18 protein-coding genes are annotated in these 16,593 nt (G+C 73.0%); 12 read left to right on the forward strand and 6 right to left on the reverse strand.

The window, feature by feature from the left end; translation table 11 throughout:
- Nucleotides 1–182: 182 nt before the first annotated feature.
- On the forward strand, nt 183–338 hold the full coding sequence (locus tag ACFQTY_RS05090) for a hypothetical protein (protein ID WP_263729507.1): 156 nt from the start codon (nt 183–185) through the stop codon (nt 336–338).
- A 145-nt stretch (nt 339–483) separates the two neighbouring features.
- On the opposite strand, the gene ACFQTY_RS05095 is transcribed toward ACFQTY_RS05090, so the two are convergent.
- Complete coding sequence (locus ACFQTY_RS05095) at nt 484–933, reverse strand: methylglyoxal synthase (RefSeq protein ID WP_378098105.1); 450 nt, start codon at nt 931–933, stop codon at nt 484–486.
- A 176-nt stretch (nt 934–1,109) separates the two neighbouring features.
- Here ACFQTY_RS05095 and ACFQTY_RS05100 point away from each other — a divergent pair, with 176 nt between their 5' ends.
- A complete protein-coding gene (locus ACFQTY_RS05100) occupies nt 1,110–2,492 on the forward strand; it encodes a UTP--glucose-1-phosphate uridylyltransferase (RefSeq protein WP_378098108.1) in 1,383 nt (460 codons plus the stop codon).
- A 114-nt stretch (nt 2,493–2,606) separates the two neighbouring features.
- On the opposite strand, the gene ACFQTY_RS05105 is transcribed toward ACFQTY_RS05100, so the two are convergent.
- Nucleotides 2,607–2,930 carry a rhodanese-like domain-containing protein gene (locus ACFQTY_RS05105; protein ID WP_378098111.1) on the reverse strand — a complete coding sequence of 108 codons (324 nt, stop codon included), beginning with the start codon at nt 2,928–2,930 and terminating at the stop codon, nt 2,607–2,609.
- A 111-nt stretch (nt 2,931–3,041) separates the two neighbouring features.
- Between ACFQTY_RS05105 and ACFQTY_RS05110 the strand changes: the two genes are divergently transcribed.
- From ACFQTY_RS05110 to ACFQTY_RS05140, 7 genes are all read left to right on the forward strand, one after another.
- Nucleotides 3,042–3,257, forward strand: coding sequence for a YgaP-like transmembrane domain (locus ACFQTY_RS05110; protein WP_337973378.1), 216 nt, complete (start codon nt 3,042–3,044; stop codon nt 3,255–3,257).
- A gap of 12 nt (nt 3,258–3,269) precedes the next feature.
- Nucleotides 3,270–3,632: a thioredoxin family protein gene (locus ACFQTY_RS05115; RefSeq protein ID WP_378098115.1), complete on the forward strand. Its 363-nt coding sequence runs from the start codon at nt 3,270–3,272 to the stop codon at nt 3,630–3,632.
- A 205-nt stretch (nt 3,633–3,837) separates the two neighbouring features.
- Nucleotides 3,838–7,032, forward strand: coding sequence for an NAD(P)-binding protein (locus tag ACFQTY_RS05120; protein WP_378098118.1), 3,195 nt, complete (start codon nt 3,838–3,840; stop codon nt 7,030–7,032).
- A 4-nt stretch (nt 7,033–7,036) separates the two neighbouring features.
- Entirely contained in the window at nt 7,037–8,065 is a 1,029-nt protein-coding gene (locus tag ACFQTY_RS05125) for an ABC transporter substrate-binding protein (RefSeq protein ID WP_378098121.1), read from the forward strand.
- 55 nt (nt 8,066–8,120) lie between these two features.
- Nucleotides 8,121–8,843: an ABC transporter permease gene (locus ACFQTY_RS05130; protein WP_378098124.1), complete on the forward strand. Its 723-nt coding sequence runs from the start codon at nt 8,121–8,123 to the stop codon at nt 8,841–8,843.
- Nucleotides 8,840–9,463 carry an ATP-binding cassette domain-containing protein gene (locus ACFQTY_RS05135; RefSeq protein WP_378098127.1) on the forward strand — a complete coding sequence of 208 codons (624 nt, stop codon included), beginning with the start codon at nt 8,840–8,842 and terminating at the stop codon, nt 9,461–9,463. The genes ACFQTY_RS05130 and ACFQTY_RS05135 overlap by 4 nt, the downstream gene beginning before the upstream one ends.
- A gap of 1,202 nt (nt 9,464–10,665) precedes the next feature.
- Nucleotides 10,666–11,004, forward strand: coding sequence for a DsrE family protein (locus ACFQTY_RS05140; RefSeq protein WP_378098130.1), 339 nt, complete (start codon nt 10,666–10,668; stop codon nt 11,002–11,004).
- Between the two features lie 24 nt (nt 11,005–11,028).
- On the opposite strand, the gene ACFQTY_RS05145 is transcribed toward ACFQTY_RS05140, so the two are convergent.
- Together ACFQTY_RS05145 and ACFQTY_RS05150 are read right to left on the reverse strand one after the other, a co-directional pair.
- Entirely contained in the window at nt 11,029–11,658 is a 630-nt protein-coding gene (locus ACFQTY_RS05145; RefSeq protein ID WP_378098133.1) for a DUF6529 family protein, read from the reverse strand.
- 43 nt (nt 11,659–11,701) lie between these two features.
- Nucleotides 11,702–12,253 (reverse strand): hypothetical protein, encoded by a 552-nt coding sequence (locus ACFQTY_RS05150; protein ID WP_378098136.1) that lies wholly within the window; start codon nt 12,251–12,253, stop codon nt 11,702–11,704.
- A gap of 148 nt (nt 12,254–12,401) precedes the next feature.
- Here ACFQTY_RS05150 and ACFQTY_RS05155 point away from each other — a divergent pair, with 148 nt between their 5' ends.
- Nucleotides 12,402–12,977 (forward strand): RNA polymerase sigma factor, encoded by a 576-nt coding sequence (locus tag ACFQTY_RS05155; RefSeq protein WP_378098139.1) that lies wholly within the window; start codon nt 12,402–12,404, stop codon nt 12,975–12,977.
- Entirely contained in the window at nt 12,970–13,647 is a 678-nt protein-coding gene (locus ACFQTY_RS05160) for a hypothetical protein (protein WP_378098142.1), read from the forward strand. The genes ACFQTY_RS05155 and ACFQTY_RS05160 overlap by 8 nt, the downstream gene beginning before the upstream one ends.
- 49 nt (nt 13,648–13,696) lie before the next feature.
- Here ACFQTY_RS05160 and ACFQTY_RS05165 read toward each other — a convergent pair whose 3' ends face one another.
- Complete coding sequence (locus ACFQTY_RS05165) at nt 13,697–14,170, reverse strand: CoA-binding protein (RefSeq protein WP_378098145.1); 474 nt, start codon at nt 14,168–14,170, stop codon at nt 13,697–13,699.
- 207 nt (nt 14,171–14,377) lie between these two features.
- Between ACFQTY_RS05165 and ACFQTY_RS05170 the strand changes: the two genes are divergently transcribed.
- Nucleotides 14,378–15,298 carry a Gmad2 immunoglobulin-like domain-containing protein gene (locus tag ACFQTY_RS05170; RefSeq protein ID WP_378098148.1) on the forward strand — a complete coding sequence of 307 codons (921 nt, stop codon included), beginning with the start codon at nt 14,378–14,380 and terminating at the stop codon, nt 15,296–15,298.
- Here the strand turns inward: ACFQTY_RS05170 and ACFQTY_RS05175 are convergent.
- Nucleotides 15,285–16,550: an APC family permease gene (locus tag ACFQTY_RS05175; protein ID WP_378098152.1), complete on the reverse strand. Its 1,266-nt coding sequence runs from the start codon at nt 16,548–16,550 to the stop codon at nt 15,285–15,287. The genes ACFQTY_RS05170 and ACFQTY_RS05175 overlap by 14 nt on opposite strands.
- Between the last annotated feature and the right edge of the window lie 43 nt (nt 16,551–16,593).

A 16,593-nucleotide genomic window follows, 5' to 3' on the forward strand; every position in this document is an offset into this window, starting at 1 on the left:
CATCTGGGGACGAGGGCCCCCGCCGGCACCTCGGGCGGCCCCGGCGAACCGTCGGAAGGCGTCCGCGCAGGCCCCGGCCGCCGGCCGTCCGAATCGTTCCGGATGCGAACCTGTGAAAGCCGGGTGACGATCTTTCCCAGGTGGCTTACCGCCGCCGTCCGCTCAGCGAAGGGAGCTGTCCCATGGCTCTGTGGCTCATTCTCATCATCGTCGGCGTCGTGATGATCGTCCTCGGCGTCGCCGTCACCGCAGCGAAGATCCTGCTGTGGATCGGAATCGCCCTGCTGGTCATCAGCCTGATCGGTTGGCTGGTGGGTCGCGGTCGCTCGACCGTGTAAGCCGGTAGGCCCAATGTGGCGCGCCAGGGGGCGCGACTGCAGAAGGGCGGCGGTGGGGACGTGAACACGTCCCGCCGCCGCCCTTTCACATGTGCGCCTGTTCACAATGTGGGGCCGGCGATTTCCCGCGGCCCGCTCGACCGGCTCAGGCGACCGGCGTCGAACCCTCCCACCCACGCGGGGTGATGTCGGGCCGGTTCGCGTTCCAGTCGGTGGCCAGCAGCGGGGACGAGATCAGCATGTCGGCCGTGGCGACGTTGCAGGCCATCGGCACGTTCCACACCGCGCCGATGCGCAGCAGGGCCTTGACGTCGGGGTCGTGCGGCTGCGGCTCCAGCGGGTCCCAGAAGAAGACGAGCATGTCGATCGCGCCCTCGGCGATCTTGGCGCCGATCTGCTGGTCGCCACCCACCGGGCCGGACAGCAGCCGGGTCACCGGCAGCCCCAGCTCGTACTCGAGCATGGTGCCCGTGGTGCCGGTGGCGTAGAGGTGGTGGTGGGACAGCGTGCCGCGGTTGAACTCCGCCCAGCGCAGCAGCTCCACCTTCTTGTTGTCGTGGGCAACCAGGGCGATGTTGTGCGCGTACCCGGCCATCGTCGTCCTCCTTCGCGTCGCTCCGACCGCCCGCGGGCCGTCCGTCCGTGCGGGCGTGGCCCAACCTAGCGGGCGAGTCGCGGGCCGTCCCCGGTCACCCCTTCCACGGGTTGCCACGCGATACTGCTCGGTGGCCGGTGCCGGTCGGCACCGCGACGGGTTGCGGAAGGGCTGAGATGAGCGACGAGGGTCTGCGGCTGGCCGTGGAGAAGATGCGTGCGGCTGGCGTCGCGCCCGCGGCGGTCGAGGTGTTCGCCGGGTACTACCGCGACCTCGAGGCAGGGGCGACGGGCCTGATCCGCGAGGACGACATCACCCCGCTGCTGGACCCGCCGAGCCTGGACGCCGTCGAGGTGCCGCCGACGGACGCCCGTGACGCCCTGGCCCGCACCGCGATCATCAAGCTCAACGGCGGCCTGGGCACCTCGATGGGCATGGACCGCGCCAAGTCGCTGCTGCCGGTGCGCGAGGGGCTGAGCTTCCTCGACGTGATCGCCCGGCAGGTGCGTACTGCCCGGAGCCGGTACGGCGCCCGCCTGCCGCTGATCCTGATGAACTCGTTCCGCACCCAGCAGGACAGCCTGGACGCGCTGGCGGCCTACCCGGACCTCAAGGTGGGCGAGCTGCCGCTCGACTTCCTGCAGAACCGTGAGCCCAAGCTGCGTGCCGACGACCTGACGCCCGTCTCGTGGCCCGCTGACCCGTCTCTCGAGTGGTGCCCGCCCGGCCACGGCGACCTCTACACGGCCATCGAGGCGTCCGGCGTGCTCGACGCCCTGCTCGACGCCGGTTTCGCCTACGCCTCCGTCTCCAACTCCGACAACCTCGGTGCCGCCCCTGACCCGCGCATCGCCGGCTGGTTCGCCGAGTCGGGCGCCCCCTACGCCGCCGAGCTGTGCCGGCGCACCGCCGCCGACCGCAAGGGCGGCCACCTGGCGATCCGCCGCTCCGACGGCCGGCTGGTGCTGCGCGACACCGCCCAGACGGCGCCGGAGGAGATGGACTACTTCACCGACGAGCACCGGCACCCGTACTTCCACACCAACAACCTGTGGTTCGACCTGGCGGCGCTGCGCCGCACGCTCAACGAGCGGCACGGGGTGCTCGGCCTGCCGATGATCCGCAACTCCAAGACGGTGGACCCGACGGACCCATCGTCACCGCAGGTGATCCAGGTCGAGTCCGCCATGGGCGCCGCGATCGAGGTGTTCGAGGGCGCCACCGCCATCGTCGTCCCGCGTTCCCGCTTCCTGCCGGTGAAGACGACCAACGACCTGCTGCTGCTGCGGTCCGACGCCTACCAGCTGTCCGAGACGGCGACGCTCGACCTGGTCACCGAGCCGGCACCGCTGGTCGACCTCGACTCGACGCACTACAAGACGATCACCGCGTTCGACGCCCACTTCCCAGCCGGTGCACCGTCGCTGCGCGACGCCCGGTCCCTGACGGTGCACGGCGACTGGACGTTCGCCCGCGGCGTCGTCGCCACGGGCGACGTCACGCTGGCCGACGAGGGCACCCCCCGCTACGTGCCGGAGGGCACCCGCCTCGGCGGCTGACGCTCGGGCGCCGGCCGCCGCGGGGCGTACGACTCCGCGGCGGGTCCGGGCCCACCCGCCGCGACCCGCGACGCCACGAACGGGCGTCGCGGGGAAGGCGAGGGTCGGCGAACGTCAGCCCAGGTTGGCGCGCGGGCCCGTGACCAGGGGCCGGCCCTCAGCGCGCCAGGCGGCGGTGCCGCCCCGCAGGCTGAGGGCGTCCAGACCCTGCGCCCGCAGCATGCCGACGACCGAGCGCGCCCGGTTGCCGCTCTCGCAGACGACGTAGACGCGCTCGCGCCGCGGCAGCTCGGTGGTGCGCAGCGGCACGTGGGCCACCGGCAGCAGCCGTGCGCCCGGCACGTGACCGTCGACGTACTCGTGCGGCTCGCGGACGTCGATGACGAGCGCGCCGTCGGCGTGGGCTGCCGCGAAGGCGGCGAGGTCGACCTCGGACACGGTTCCTCCTTGTCGTTGGATACCCCCAGGGGTATACCATAGGTTCTCGACGAGGTAGGAGGGCGCGGTCCGTCGGACCGGTGCCGACTCGCCGGAGACTGGAGGCTCGTCGTGCCACGCAACATGGGTTCCACCGACCGGATCGTGCGAGCGGTCGCGGCCGTCGTCCTGGTGGTCGTCCTGCTGCAGGTCGGAGTCGGCAGCGCGCTCGGCGTGGTGCTGATCGTGCTGGCCGCGCTGCTGGCCGGCACCGCCGCCGTCGGCTTCTGCCCGCTGTACAAGGCCCTGCACCTGTCCACGCGGCCGGCCGACCGCGTGGCGCGCTGAGCGGGATCCCTGATGGCGACCGTCGACCTCACCGCGAGCACGTTCCAGCCCACCGTCGACGCCGAGGGCATCGTCCTGGTCGACTGCTGGGCCTCCTGGTGCGCACCGTGCCGCATGTTCGCCCCGGTGTTCAGCAAGGCCTCCGAGAAGAACCCGGACATCACGTTCGCGAAGCTGGACACCGAGGCCGAGCACGCGCTCGCCGGCCGTCTGGGCATCAGCGCGATCCCGACGCTGATGATCTACCGCGACGGCGTGCTGCTGTTCGAGGACGCGGGCGCGCTGCCCGGTCCGGCCCTCGACGACCTGATCGCCCAGGCGCGCGCGCTCGACATGGACGAGGTGCGCCGGAAGGTGGCCGAGCAGACCCACTGACGTCCTTCCGGTGACGAGGCCCCGGGCCGCACAGCGGCACCGGGGCCCCGTGCTGCCCTAGGTCCGAAGTCCGACGATGTCGGCAGGGGGCCGCCGTACCGTCGCAGCAGAACCCGAACCGGCGCCGGAGCCGGTCCGGAAACAGGCGACGGCGGGCAGCGCGACGACGCGGTGCACGCAGGTCCTGGCCAACGGAGGTCACGGCATGCGCGAGCTCTCGGACGACGACCGCATCACCATCACGGTCAACGGGCGCGAGACCCAGGTGTTCGGCGGGCTGACCATCCTGCAGGCCCTGGACAAGGAGAACATCGAGGTCCCGTCGCTCTGCCACGACATCCGCCTCAAGCGGTCCAACGGCAGCTGCGGCCTGTGCGTCGTCGAGGTGGGGGAGACCAACCCCCGCGACGTGAAGGCCTGCCTGACGCCCGTGCGTCCCGGCATGGTGATCACCACGCACACCCCGCGCCTCGAGGCGTACCGGAAGGTCCGGCTGCAGCAGCTGCTGTGCGACCACAACGCCGACTGCGTCGCCCCGTGCGTGCAGACCTGTCCGGCGAACGTGGACATCCAGACGTACCTGGCGCACGTCGCCGACGGCAACTACGAGGCTGCCGTCCGGGTGATCAAGGACCGCAACCCGTTCCCGTCGGTGTGCGGCCGCGTGTGCCCCCACCCCTGCGAGGCCGAGTGCCGCCGCAGCCTGGTGGACGAGCCCGTCGCGATCAACAACGTCAAGCGGTTCGCCGCCGACTGGGACATGAGCCGCAGCCTGCCGTGGGTGCCGCGGGTCGCCGAGCCGACCGGCAAGCGGCTCGCCGTCATCGGCGCCGGGCCTTCCGGCCTGTCCGCGGCGTACTACGCGGCGATCGCGGGTCACGCGGTCACCGTGTTCGAGAAGCAGGACCGGGCCGGCGGCATGATGCGCTACGGCATCCCGGAGTACCGCCTGCCCAAGCGCACGCTCGACCGTGAGATCGGCGTGATCGAGGCGCTGGGCGTCAGCATCGTCACCGGCAAGGCGCTGGGCGCCCAGCTGCTGCTGGAGGACCTCAAGCGCGACTTCGACGCGGTGTACCTGGCCATCGGCTCATGGCGGGCCACCCCGCTGCGCCTGGACGGCGAGAACCTCGACGGCGTCTGGCTCGGCATCCAGTACCTCGAGGAGGTCACCAAGGGCGTGGACGTGCCGCTGGGCCGCACCGTCGTGGTGATCGGCGGCGGCAACACCGCGATCGACTGCGCCCGCACCGCGCTGCGTGCCGGTGCCGAGAAGGTGCGGCTGCTCTACCGGCGCACCCGGGACGAGATGCCGGCCGAGGCGGCGGAGGTCGAGGCGGCTATCGACGAGGGCGTCGAGATGACGTTCCTCGCCGCGCCGACCCGCATCACGGCCGCCGGTGGCGTCAAGCAGCTGCACTGCCTGCGCATGGAGCTCGGCGAGCCGGACCGTTCCGGCCGGCGGCGTCCCGTGCCGGTCGAGGGCAGCGACACGATCATCGAGGCCGACACCGTGATCGGTGCCATCGGCCAGAGCACCGACACCGGCTTCCTCTACAACGACCTGCCGGTGCGCCTGAACGCCTGGGGCGACATCGACATCGACGGCCGCACCATGGAGTCGTCGGAGTCGAAGATCTTCGCCGGCGGCGACTGCGCCACCGGCCCCGCCACGGTGATCCAGGCGGTCGCCGCCGGTCGGCGTGCCGCCACCGCGATCGACGAGTTCCTGACCCGCGGCTACGTGCGTCCCAGCCAGGACGACTACTCCTGCAGCCGCGGCTCGTTGGAGGACCTGCCGCGCGACGAGTTCGAGGTGCGTGAGCGCCGCGTGCGCGTGCACCCCGACGAGCTGCCGGTGGCCAGCCGCGTCCGCACCTTCGAGGAGGTCGAGCAGACCCTCACGGAGGAGCAGGCCCGTGCCGAGGCGGCGCGCTGCCTGAGCTGCGGCTGCGGCAAGCAGAACGACTGCGACCTGCGCCGCCAGGCCACCGCCCACTCCGTCACGTTCGCCGCACCGCTGCACGTGCGGCCCTACGAGCCGGTGGTGCGCGACCACCCGTTCATCGTCCGGGACAACAACAAGTGCATCAGCTGCGGCCGCTGCGTCGCCGCCTGTGCCGAGATCGAGGGCCCCGGCGTCCTGGCGTTCCAGTTCGAGAACGGGCGCCTGACCGTCGGCACCCACAACGGCCTGCCGCTGAACCAGACCGACTGCGTGTCCTGCGGGCAGTGCGTGCGGGCGTGCCCGTGCGGCGCCCTGGACTACGTGCGCGAGCGCGGCGGGGTGTTCACGGCGATCAACGACCCGACCAAGACGGTGGTCGGCTTCGTCGCCCCCGCCGTCCGCAGCGTGATCGCCGCCGAGTTCGGCATCCCGTTCGACCAGGCGTCGGCGTTCATCGCCGGGATGATGCGCAAGATCGGCTTCGACAAGGCGTTCGACTTCGCCTTCGCCGCCGACCTCACGATCATGGAGGAGACCACCGAGCTGCTCGGTCGGCTGACCGGCGGCGGCGTCACCCCGCTGTTCACGTCCTGCTGCCCGGGCTGGGTGAACCTGGTCGAGCGGCGCTGGCCGGAGATGATCCCGCACCTGTCCAGCTGCAAGTCCCCGCAGCAGATGATGGGCGCGACGGTGAAGCGGCACTACGCGTTCCGCGCCGGGATCGACCTGGACGACCTCTACGTCGTCTCGATCGTGCCGTGCCTGGCCAAGAAGTACGAGGCCGCGCGTCCGGAGTTCGCCCCCGAGGGCATCCGCGACGTGGACGCCGTGCTGACCACCACCGAGTTCCTCGAGATGGCCAAGATGCTCCGGCTGGAGAAGCAGGACATCGAGCCCGGCGAGTTCGACGCGCCGTACTCCCTGGTCAGCGGCGCCGGCGTGCTGTTCGGCGCGTCCGGCGGCGTGGCTGAGGCGGCCCTGCGGATGGCCGTGGAGAAGCTGACCGGCGAACCGCTGGTGGAGGGCCTGGAGTTCGAGGAGGTCCGCGGTTTCGAGGGCTTCAAGGAGGCCACCGTGCAGGCCGGCGACGCCACCGTGCGCGTCGCGGTGATCAGCGGCCTGAACAACGCCGAGCCGCTGGTCCGGCGCATCGTCGCGGGCGAGGACACCGGCTACGACATGGTCGAGGTCATGGCCTGCCCCGGCGGCTGCATCAACGGCGCCGGGCACCCGGTCCCGTCCGAGGTCGGCGTGATGGCGGCCCGGCAGCAGGTGCTGGTGAACATCGACCAGACGTCCCGCTACCGCAAGTCCCAGGAGAACCCGGACGTGCTGCGCCTGTACGAGGAGACCTACGGCGAACCGAACTCCCCGGCGGCGCACCACGCGCTGCACACCGCTTACGAACCGTTCCGGCGCGAGCCGGTGACCACCCCGACCCGGAAGGGCTGAGGCCATGCGCCGCACGTCGCTCGTCGTCCCGCTGCTCGCCGCCGCCGCGCTGCTCGCCGGCTGTGCCGGCGGCACCCAGGCGGCGGCCTCCACCCCGGCCACCACGGTGGCCTCGGCGTCGGCGACGCCTGCGGAGCGCACCACCGTCCGGATCGCCTCGCTCAAGGGCCCCACCACCATGGGCCTGGTCAAGCTGATGAGCGACGCGACCGCCGGCACCACCGCCGAGGACTACAAGGTCACCATGTACAGCACCCCCGACCAGGTGGTGCCGCTGGTGGCGCAGGGGTCGGTGGACGTCGCGCTGCTGCCGTCCAACCTCGCGGCGGTGCTCTACGCCAAGACGAAGGGTGCCGTCCAGGTCGCGGCGGTGAACACGCTCGGCGTGCTCGACGTGGTGGAGAACGGGACGGCGGTGCACGGCCTGGCCGACCTGCGGGGCAAGACCGTGGTGACGTCCGGCAAGGGTGCCTCGCCGGAGTACGTGCTGAACTACCTGCTGCGCCAGGACGGTCTGGTGCCGGGCACCGACGTGAAGGTGGACTACCGGTCGGAGCCGACCGAGGTGGCCGCGGTGCTGGCCGCCACGCCGGGCGCCGTCGGGATGCTGCCGCAGCCCTTCGCCACCGTGCTGACCTCGAGCCACCCGGGCATCCGCACCGTGGTGCAGCTGTCCGACGAGTGGAACAAGGTCACCAGCGGCACGTCGCAGCTGGTCACCGGCGTGCTGGTGGTCCGCAAGGCGTTCGCCACCGAGCACGCCGCGGCGCTCAAGCAGTTCCTGGACGACTACAAGCTGTCCACCACGTTCACCAACGAGCACCCCGACCAGGCGGCGCCACTGATCGTGCAGGCCGGCATCGTGCCGTCCGCCGCGGTGGCGGTCGCCGCGATCCCCGCCAGCCACGTGGTCGACCTGGAAGGTGTCGACCTGCGCAACGCGCTGAGCGGCTACCTCAAGGTCCTGTTCGACGCCGACCCCGCCTCGGTGGGCGGCGCGCTGCCGGGTGATGACTTCTACTACCAGCGCTGAGCGGCCGGTCGCAGCGCGCCCCCGGCGGTCCGGGCGCGCGCTGCGCACCGTCGGCGTGCTGGTGTTCTGGCTCGCCGTGTGGCAGCTGGTCGCTGCCGCGGTCGGTCAGCAGATCGTGCTCGCCTCACCGGTCGAGGTGGTGGGCCGGCTGGCCGAGCTGGTGCGGACCGCGGCGTTCTGGACGACGGCCGGGCACTCGCTGCTGCGGATCGGCGCAGGCTTCGCGATCGGGGCGCTGGTCGCGGTGTGCCTGGCGGCCGTCGCGGCGGGGGTACCCCTGGTCGCGGCGCTGCTCGCGCCGCTGATCAGCACCGTGCGGGCCACGCCGGTGGTCAGCTTCATCATCCTGGTGATCCTGGTGACGGGCACCGGGCGACTGGCGCTGGTGATCTCGGCGCTGATGGTGGTGCCGGTCGTCTACACCAACACCCTCGAGGGGATCGCCCACCGGGACACCGCGCTGCTGGAGATGGCCACGGTGTACCGGGTGCCCCGGCTGCGGCGCGTGCGAGCCATCGACGTGCCGGCCGTCCTGCCGTTCGTCGTCGCCGGCTGCGAGACGGGCGTCGGCCTGGCGTGGAAGAGCGGGATCGCCGCCGAGGTGATCGGGCTGCCGACGGGCAGCATCGGCGAGCGGATGTACCAGGCGAAGATCTTCCTCTCCACGCCGGACCTGTTCGCGTGGACGTTGGTGGTGGTGGCGCTGAGCGTCGCCTTCGAGCGGCTGGTGCGGCTGGCGCTGACCGCCGCGCAGCGGCGCTGGGGTGGTGCGGCATGAGCGGGACCGGCGGGATCGGGCTCCGCGGCGTGACGCGGCGGTTCGGCGAGCACGTGGTGCTCGACCGCCTGGACCTGTCGCTGGCGCCCGGCGGGGTGACGGCCCTGATGGGGCCCAACGGGTCCGGCAAGACGACCGTCGCCCGGCTGCTGCTGGGGCTGGACCGGCCGGACGGCGGGGCGGTGGAGGGTCTGGACGGCCGGCCGCGGTCCGCGGTGTTCCAGGAGGACCGGCTGTGCCCGCAGCTGTCGGCGGTGGACAACGTGCGGCTGGTGCTGGGGCGGGGGGCGGACCGCGGTGCGGTGCTCGAGGCGCTCGCGGCCGTGGGGCTCGACGACGCGACGGTGCACGCACCCGTGCGCGAGCTGTCGGGCGGTCAGCGCCGGCGGGTCGCGATCGTGCGGGCCGTGCTCGCCGACGCCGAGCTGGTGGTGCTCGACGAGCCGTTCACCGGCCTGGACCAGGCCGTGAAGCCGGTGACCATGGCGTGGGTCCGCGACCGGTGCGCCGGGCGGACTGTGCTGCTGGTGACGCACGACGAGCGCGAGGCGGCATGGTTCGACGCGCGGGTGGTGCACCTGGACGGTTCCGTCGGATCGGTGTCCGCCGCGCGCGGCTGACCGGACTGCCGGCCGCCGCACGTCATCCGTCGGCTGCGCCGTCATACGCCCCGGGGTACCGTGCCACACGCCTCGCGGAGTGCAGCGCACGGTGCTTGTCCGGCGAGGCCTCGGACAGGTGCAGCACGACCTCAGCGCGTCGCCCGAGCCGTGCCCCTTGGTCGCGACCGGCACCTAACGTGTGACAGCACTGCACCCCGCCACTCCTGTGCGAAGCGACGGGGTGCGGTGCCTCGCGTCACTCGCCCAGGTAGCGCTCCGTGACGATTCGCTTCATGCAGGGCTGACCGTCATCGTCGATCACGAGGCGGTGGTGGATCTCTCGGACAATCGGCTTGCTGATCATCGTGTCCTCCCAAGGACAGCGAGAGGAAGCGTGCCGCCTGCTGACTCTTCGTCTCAAACGCATCCGCGATTCGGCCGCCTAAGCGTTCACGACTCTAAGGATGTATTACAGTGTCTATACGCACCCCGAACCGGGAAGTTTGGTTGCGCAAGATACCAACGATGGGCCTTCAGGACGACGGCGAGACCTTCGTCTTGGAGGCCTCTCGTCTTCCGTACCCCATCGTACGTCCGGCTGTCGACGCCCCCAAGGCGCACCAAGGGGTCGAGTTACACCGGTGTTCTTCACCCTGTGGAAAACGGCGACTGTCGTCCCATGAATTCCTGTGGATAACTGGCACTGCCGCTGCTCAGGGTGCCTGCGGAGCTCTGTGCATGGACGGTGGACTCCGCATGAGCGGACTTCACGAGTGTGACGTAGATCACACCCGTTCGAGTGAACCGTCCTATAGACGTTGACGCGCTTCAAGGTCTATCGGGGCCGCACGGCGCGCTCTCGTCTCCGGTCCGGGGGCGGCCGACCGGAGGTGGCTGCGACCGTAGAAGTGCGGCTGGTGCTCGGGCGGGGGGCGGACCGCGGTGCGGTGCTCGAGGCGCTTGCGGCGGTGGGGGGCTCGACTACGTGACGGTGCACGCGCCCGTGCGGGAACTGTTGGGCGGTCAGCGCCGGCGGGTCGCGATCGTGCGCCGTGCTCACCGACGCCTGGACGGTTCTGTCGGGTCGGTGTCCGCCGCGCGCGGCTGACCGGACTGCCGGCCGCTGCGCGTCATCCGTCGGCTGCGCCGTCATACGCCGCGGGGTACCGTGCCACACGCCTCGCGCAGTGCGTGGCGTCACCGATCGAGGGGTCGTGCCGATGTCCGGAGTCGTGCTGCACCTGTCCGAGGGCTCGCCGGACAAGCACCGCGCCGTGCTGCGCAACGCGCTGAACCTGCTGCGCGAGCTGGAGCCCGGCACGCCGGTGGAGGTGGTGGTGCACGGCGAGGCGGCCCGGCTCGGCCTGCCTGGGCAGGAGACGGCGTCCGCGCTCGCGGAGGCGTTCGAGGCGGGCATCGGGCTCGCGGTGTGCCGCAACTCGCTGCGCAGCCTGGGGCTGGACGACGACGCGGTGACGCCCGGTGCCGTCGTCGTCCCGTCGGGGGTGGCGCACCTGGTGGCGCGGCAGCGACAGGGCTGGGCGTACCTGCGGCCCTGACGCGCGGCGGGGTCGGCGGCGGGGTCAGTAGCCCCTGCCGCCGTGGGTGAAGAACCACAGCGACGACGTCAGCCACAGGCCGACCAACGCGAGCACCAGCGAGCCGCCGAGCCAGGGGATCAGCCAGCCCGGCGGCCGTCGCAGGCGCAGCGCGAGCATCTTCGCCACGAACACGCCGTAGAGCAGGCACCCGAGCACCGAGTGCACCAGCACCCGCACGCTGTACGTGCCGAAGCCGAGCGACCACGCGCACTGGAACGCCACCGGCAGCGTCAGCAGCACGGCGAGCGCGCCGCCCGACCGGTGCAGCCGGTGCACCCAGGCCGGTGCCGGCTCGGCTCGCTGTCCTGACGAGGCTCGCTGTCCCGACGAGCCACGACCACCGAGCCGGCCGTAGAGGCGCAGGGCGCTGAGCACCTGACCCGCGGCCAGCACCAGCGCGGCGGTGGTCAGCCACGCCTTCATGTGCAGCAGGTCGGTGAACCCGAGCGTCGTCAGCGTCCGGCCGGTCGGCACGTGCAGGCGGGCATAGAGGCCCAGCGCCGACGACACGGCGGCGCCGGCGACGAGGGTGCCGAGCAGCGCCCGCGTCGCGCCACGGCTCGGCGCACCCGTCGTCGCGAGCGCGCCGCGGTCCCGTGCGTCGGTCGTCACCGCGGCGCGGCGCGGTGTGCCTCTCGTCGTCGGCACCGGTCGGTCACTTGGTGGTGATCGGCGTGCCCTGCGGGCTGATCACCCACCAGACACCTTGCACACCCTGGCCGCTCGTCTGGCCCGGCGCGGAGTCCTGGGCCCAGAAGTACAACGGCATGCCCTTGTACGAGACCTGCATCTTGCCGTCGGGCCGCGTCACCGTGCCGAGGAGCGAGGCGTCAACGCCCGTGCCGGCCGTCGGGGTGCCGAGCAGCGGCGGCCATGCGGCCAGGCAGCCGCCGGTGCACGTCGACGTGCCTGGCGAGTCCTTGGTGAACAGGTAGAGGGTGCGGCCGCTGCCGTCCACCAGGATGGTGCCGAGGCTCGAGCTCGCCGTCATCACCGTCGCCGCGGCGGCGGAGGCGGACCCACCGGCCGCCGGTGCGCTCGACGAGGACCCGCCCGAGGCAGCCCCGCCGCCGTACGCGCCGGCACCGCCGCCGGAACCACCTCCGGAGGTCGAACCACTGCCGGTGCTCGAGCTCCCGCAGGCGGCCAGCGTCGCCGTCAGCAGCAGGCTCGCCCCGAGCGTCCAGACGCGGGATCGTGCGGTCATGGCTCCTCCAGGTGGTCGCAGCGGGCCGCCCCTCGGTGGGTGGCCGTCGAGGGTGATACGTGCGCCGTGGGCCCGGGGATTGCGCCGGCCCGCCGTCGTCCCTCCCGCCGCCGCAATCCCTGGAGGCCCCGGCGACGTACCAGAGGACGTGCAGCTCTTCTCCGGTGCCGACCGCACGGCGGACGCCGCGCTGGTCGCCGGCCTCGCGGTGGACGATGACGCCGCCGCCGTCGCGTTCGTGCGGCGCTTCCAGTCCGCCGTGTTCGGCCTGGCCGTGTCGATCACCCACGACCCGGGGCTCGCGCAGGACGTCAGCCAGGAGGTGTTCGTCCGGGCGTGGCGGGCCGCCGGCACCTATGACGTGCGGCGTGCCTCGGTGCTGACCTGGTTGTTGACCATCACCCGCAACGCGGCGATCGACGCGATGCGGGCGCGCCGGCCGATGCCCGTCGACGGCGCGGTGCTCGAGGAGATGATCACGGCGACCCTGCAGGTGCCCGGGCCGGAGGACGAGGTGGTGCGCTCCACCGAGCGGGACGCCGCCGTCGCGCGGCTGCGGGCGCTGCCGCCCGAGCAGGCGCGTGCCGTGGTGCTCGCCGTGATCGGCGGGCGGACGGCCAACGAGATCAGCGTGTCCGAGGGCATCCCTCTCGGCACGGCGAAGACGCGCATCCGGACCGGCCTGCGTCGGGTGCGCGAGGCGATGGAGGCGGACCGTGACTGAGCAGCAGCCGCACCTGGGTGACGAGGCGCTGACGGACCTCGCCCTCGGGCAGGTGGACGAGCGGCTCCGGGACGGCGTGACGCGCCACCTCGGCGGGTGCGAGACGTGCCGCAGCCGGTACGCGGAGATCGCCGATGCCGTGGAGCACGTGCTGGTCGCGGCGCCGCGGGTCGAGCCGCCGGCCGGGTTCTCGCAGCGGGTGCTGGTGGCGACCGGGCTCGGCGGCAGCGTGCCGACTGTGCGGCCCGCGCGGGTCCGTCGGCATCGCGGCCCCTCGCGGCGGACCGCGCTGCTGGTGGCGGCCGCGCTGGTGGTGGGCATCGGCGTCGGTGCCGCCGGCTCGGCGGTGGTCGGACGGGGGACGAGCGCGCAGCAGGTGGCGGTCGGCGCCCCGCTGCGGACCGCCGCAGGCGATGCCGTCGGGTCGGTGCAGCGCAGCTGGTCGGACGCAGGGCAGGTGCTGGTCGTCAGCGTCAGCGGCGGCCACGCGGGAGAGCGGTACTCGTGCTGGCTGGTGCTGGCCGACGGCTCGCGGCGGGCGGCCGGCACGTGGGCGCTCGACGGGTCCGGCGGCGGCAGCTGGGTGGTGCCGTGGCCGCCGACGGGCCAGGTGACGTCGGTGGAGATGGTGGCCGACTCCGGCGCGCGCTGGGCGACCGCGCAGGTCTGAGGGCCGCCGCCGGCGTGGGACGGTCCGGGTCGTCAGACGCGACGAGCCGTCAGACGTTGCGCGGCACGCGGCCCGTCAGGCTGAACAGCCGGCACATGAACCGGTGCCCCGGGTCCGACGCCGGGCCGTACATCAGCGGGCAGCCGCCGTCGATCACCGTGATGCCGTGCGACCGCCCCAGTGCCGTCGCGGTGGCCGAGACGCTGCCCTTGTCCACCGATCGGTGCATCCACACGTGCCCGACGCCGGCGTCCACGGCCTGCCGCATCGTCTCGTCCGCGTGGTCCGGACCCGTAGCGATCACCACCGCGTCCACCCCGCCCGGCACCGAGGCGAGGTCCGGGTAGCAGGGGTCACCCTCCACCGTGGTGGCGTTCGGGTTGACCGCGACGACCTCGTAGCCCTTGTCGCGCAGGGTCTTGTAGACGACGTTCGCGCCGTGGCTGGCCGGCGTCCGGGACACCCCGGTCACCGCGATGCGGCGCTGGGAGAGGAACTCGGCGGCGGCGTCGGCGGTCTTCATCGGGTGCTCCTCGGCAGGGTTCGACGCTGCTGGTGCAGCGGGTGCCCGACCAGCGGACCGCCGGGGCCGGCTCGCGTCCAGGGCCGAAAGGCCCGGTGGGGACCTTCGGTCCGTGGTCCTGACGAGTGCGCGGTGGGACGCTCGAACCAGACAGTGGCCCCGCGGCGGGCCCCGTCGCAGGGCCCGGGGTCGCTGCAGGAGCGCGCCATGTCGACGCTGACGAGGCCCTCGTCGTTCCCCTTCCTCGCGGCCGGTGCGGTGGTCGCCGTCGTCGGCGCGCTGCTGGCCGGGTGCCAGAACCAGACCGCCGGTCCCGGCTCGTCGCCGTCGACCGCCCCGGCTCCCACCGTCACGACGTCCCCCTCGACGCCGAGCATCCCGCCGAGCCCCACACCGATGCCCACCCGGACGTCGACCGTCACGGCGGCTGACGTGCCCGTCTACTTCATGATCGACACCCGCACCGGCCTGCGGCTGATCCCCGAGCGGCACGACCTGACCGGCGAGCCGGTGCGAAGCGCCGTCGAGCGGATGATCGCCGGACCGGACGACCCGGACTACACCAGCCCGTGGAACAAGGCGACCACCGTGCTCGGTGTCACGGCTGGCAACCCCACCGTCGTCGACCTCAGCGCCGACGCCCGGACCGCGTCGATCGGCTCGGCGGGAGCGGCGCTGATGATCCAGCAGCTGGTGCACACGGTGACGGCGGCGACCGGCAACCCGTCCGGCTCGGTGCTGCTGACCGTCGCCGGCCAGCCCGCCGGCGAGCTGTGGGGTGCCGTGGCGTGGACCAGCCCGCAGGTGCGGGAGCCGGCGCTCGACGTGCAGGCCTGGGTGCAGATCGACACACCGCGGCAGGGTGCGACGACGACGTCGCCCGTGACGGTCAGCGGTCAGGCGGCCGTGTTCGAGGCGACCCTGCCGTGGCAGGTGCTGGGGGCGACGGGTGCCGTGGTGCAGTCCGGTGTGGCGCACACCGCCGAGGGCCAGACGTTCGCGCCGTACTCGTTCACCGTCCAGCTGGCGCCGGGGACGTACACGCTGGTCGCCACGGAGGACGACCCGTCCGGTGGCGAGGCGCCGGGGCCGCGGATGAGCGACAGCAAGACGTTCACGGTGCACTGACCGGTGGCGTCGCCGCCCGTCGGCCCCGGCGCACCCGGTGGGTGACGGCGGCGACGGCCGCCACCAGGAGCGGGATCGCCAGACCGCGTCCGGCGTAGGGCACGGCGAGCAGCAGCAGGACCAGCGCGACCACCGCGACCAGGCGGCGCGCGCCGGTCAGCAGGCGGACGGCCGCCGCCGACGCCACCAGGTAGGTCGCCAGGACGAGGACCGACGGGATCACGACGATGCCGTCCGTGCCCCAGCCGAGCAGCGCGGCACCGACGAGACCGACGGCACCGATGGCCGACACCGTCAGCACAGCCCTGGCCGGTGCGCCGTGCCGGTTGCGCCGGGCGAGCGCGGCCGGTGCCCACCCGTCGCGTCCGAGGGCGTACCCGAGGCGCGACACGGACGCGACGTAGGCGTTGGTGGTGCCGACGCAGATCACCACGGCGGCGACCGCGACGACGTGCAGCGCCGACAGGCCCAGGCCCCGCTGCAGGACGGTGCCCAGGGCGATGCGGTCGAGGGCGGGCGCGCCGTAGGCGCGGGTGCCGACGACGGCGAGGGCGACGCCGAGGTACAGGACCGTGACGACCACGACGGTGATCAGCGTCGCGGCGGGCAGCGTGCGGCGGACGTCGCGGAACTCCCCGGACAGGTGCGCGACTGCCTCCCAGCCGGCGAAGGCGAAGAACAGCACCACGACGGCGCGGCCGATGCCGTCGACCCCCGCGGGCGCGAACGGTGTCAGCTCCGCGCGGTGCACCTGCGGCAGCGCCACCAGCACCACCGTGACCAGGATCGCCGCGACGCCGAGCGCCAGCGCCACCTGCACCCGCGCACCGGTCCGCAGCCCGCGCAGGTTGGCCACCACGGCGCAGGCGAGCACGGCGGCGGCGACCGCCGGTGACCAGCGCCGGGAGACCCCGGCCGCGGCCGTCACGTAGTACCCGGCGGTCAGCGCCACGACGGTCTGCCCGACCGACCCCGCGACGAGGTACCACCACCCCGTGATCCCACCGAGCGTGTGCCCGAACGCGGCGGCGGTGAACGTCGCCACCCCGCCGGCGTCGGGGTGGCGGACCGCGAGGGCGGCGAAGGTGAACGCCAGCGCGAGGCCCAGCAGGGCACTGAACCCCCACGCCACCAGGGAGGCCGGGCCGGCGAGCGAGGCGGCCTGCCCGGGTAGCACCAGGACGCCGGCACCGAGCACGGCGCACGCGTACAGGGCGACGCCGTGGGCCAGGCCGATGGTGCCGTCCGTCATACCGCCATCGCACCGGTCCGCCGGCCGTGCTGAGAAGTGGCAC

It is taken from the genome of Cellulomonas sp. T2.31MG-18, assembly GCF_964266755.1.
In the GTDB taxonomy this organism is placed as follows: domain Bacteria; phylum Actinomycetota; class Actinomycetes; order Actinomycetales; family Cellulomonadaceae; genus Cellulomonas.

What these genes read in the sequence shown, in the direction of transcription:
- ACFQTY_RS05090 (WP_263729507.1), top strand. Translation starts at nt 183, where the DNA reads ATGGCTCTGTGGCTCATTCTCATCATCGTCGGCGTCGTGATGATCGTC.
- ACFQTY_RS05095 (WP_378098105.1), bottom strand. Translation starts at nt 933, where the DNA reads ATGGCCGGGTACGCGCACAACATCGCCCTGGTTGCCCACGACAACAAG.
- ACFQTY_RS05150 (WP_378098136.1), bottom strand. Translation starts at nt 12,253, where the DNA reads ATGACCGCACGATCCCGCGTCTGGACGCTCGGGGCGAGCCTGCTGCTG.
- ACFQTY_RS05100 (WP_378098108.1), top strand. Translation starts at nt 1,110, where the DNA reads ATGAGCGACGAGGGTCTGCGGCTGGCCGTGGAGAAGATGCGTGCGGCT.
- ACFQTY_RS05165 (WP_378098145.1), bottom strand. Translation starts at nt 14,170, where the DNA reads ATGAAGACCGCCGACGCCGCCGCCGAGTTCCTCTCCCAGCGCCGCATC.
- ACFQTY_RS05135 (WP_378098127.1), top strand. Translation starts at nt 8,840, where the DNA reads ATGAGCGGGACCGGCGGGATCGGGCTCCGCGGCGTGACGCGGCGGTTC.
- ACFQTY_RS05175 (WP_378098152.1), bottom strand. Translation starts at nt 16,550, where the DNA reads ATGACGGACGGCACCATCGGCCTGGCCCACGGCGTCGCCCTGTACGCG.
- ACFQTY_RS05125 (WP_378098121.1), top strand. Translation starts at nt 7,037, where the DNA reads ATGCGCCGCACGTCGCTCGTCGTCCCGCTGCTCGCCGCCGCCGCGCTG.
- ACFQTY_RS05120 (WP_378098118.1), top strand. Translation starts at nt 3,838, where the DNA reads ATGCGCGAGCTCTCGGACGACGACCGCATCACCATCACGGTCAACGGG.
- ACFQTY_RS05115 (WP_378098115.1), top strand. Translation starts at nt 3,270, where the DNA reads ATGGCGACCGTCGACCTCACCGCGAGCACGTTCCAGCCCACCGTCGAC.
- ACFQTY_RS05170 (WP_378098148.1), top strand. Translation starts at nt 14,378, where the DNA reads ATGTCGACGCTGACGAGGCCCTCGTCGTTCCCCTTCCTCGCGGCCGGT.
- ACFQTY_RS05140 (WP_378098130.1), top strand. Translation starts at nt 10,666, where the DNA reads ATGTCCGGAGTCGTGCTGCACCTGTCCGAGGGCTCGCCGGACAAGCAC.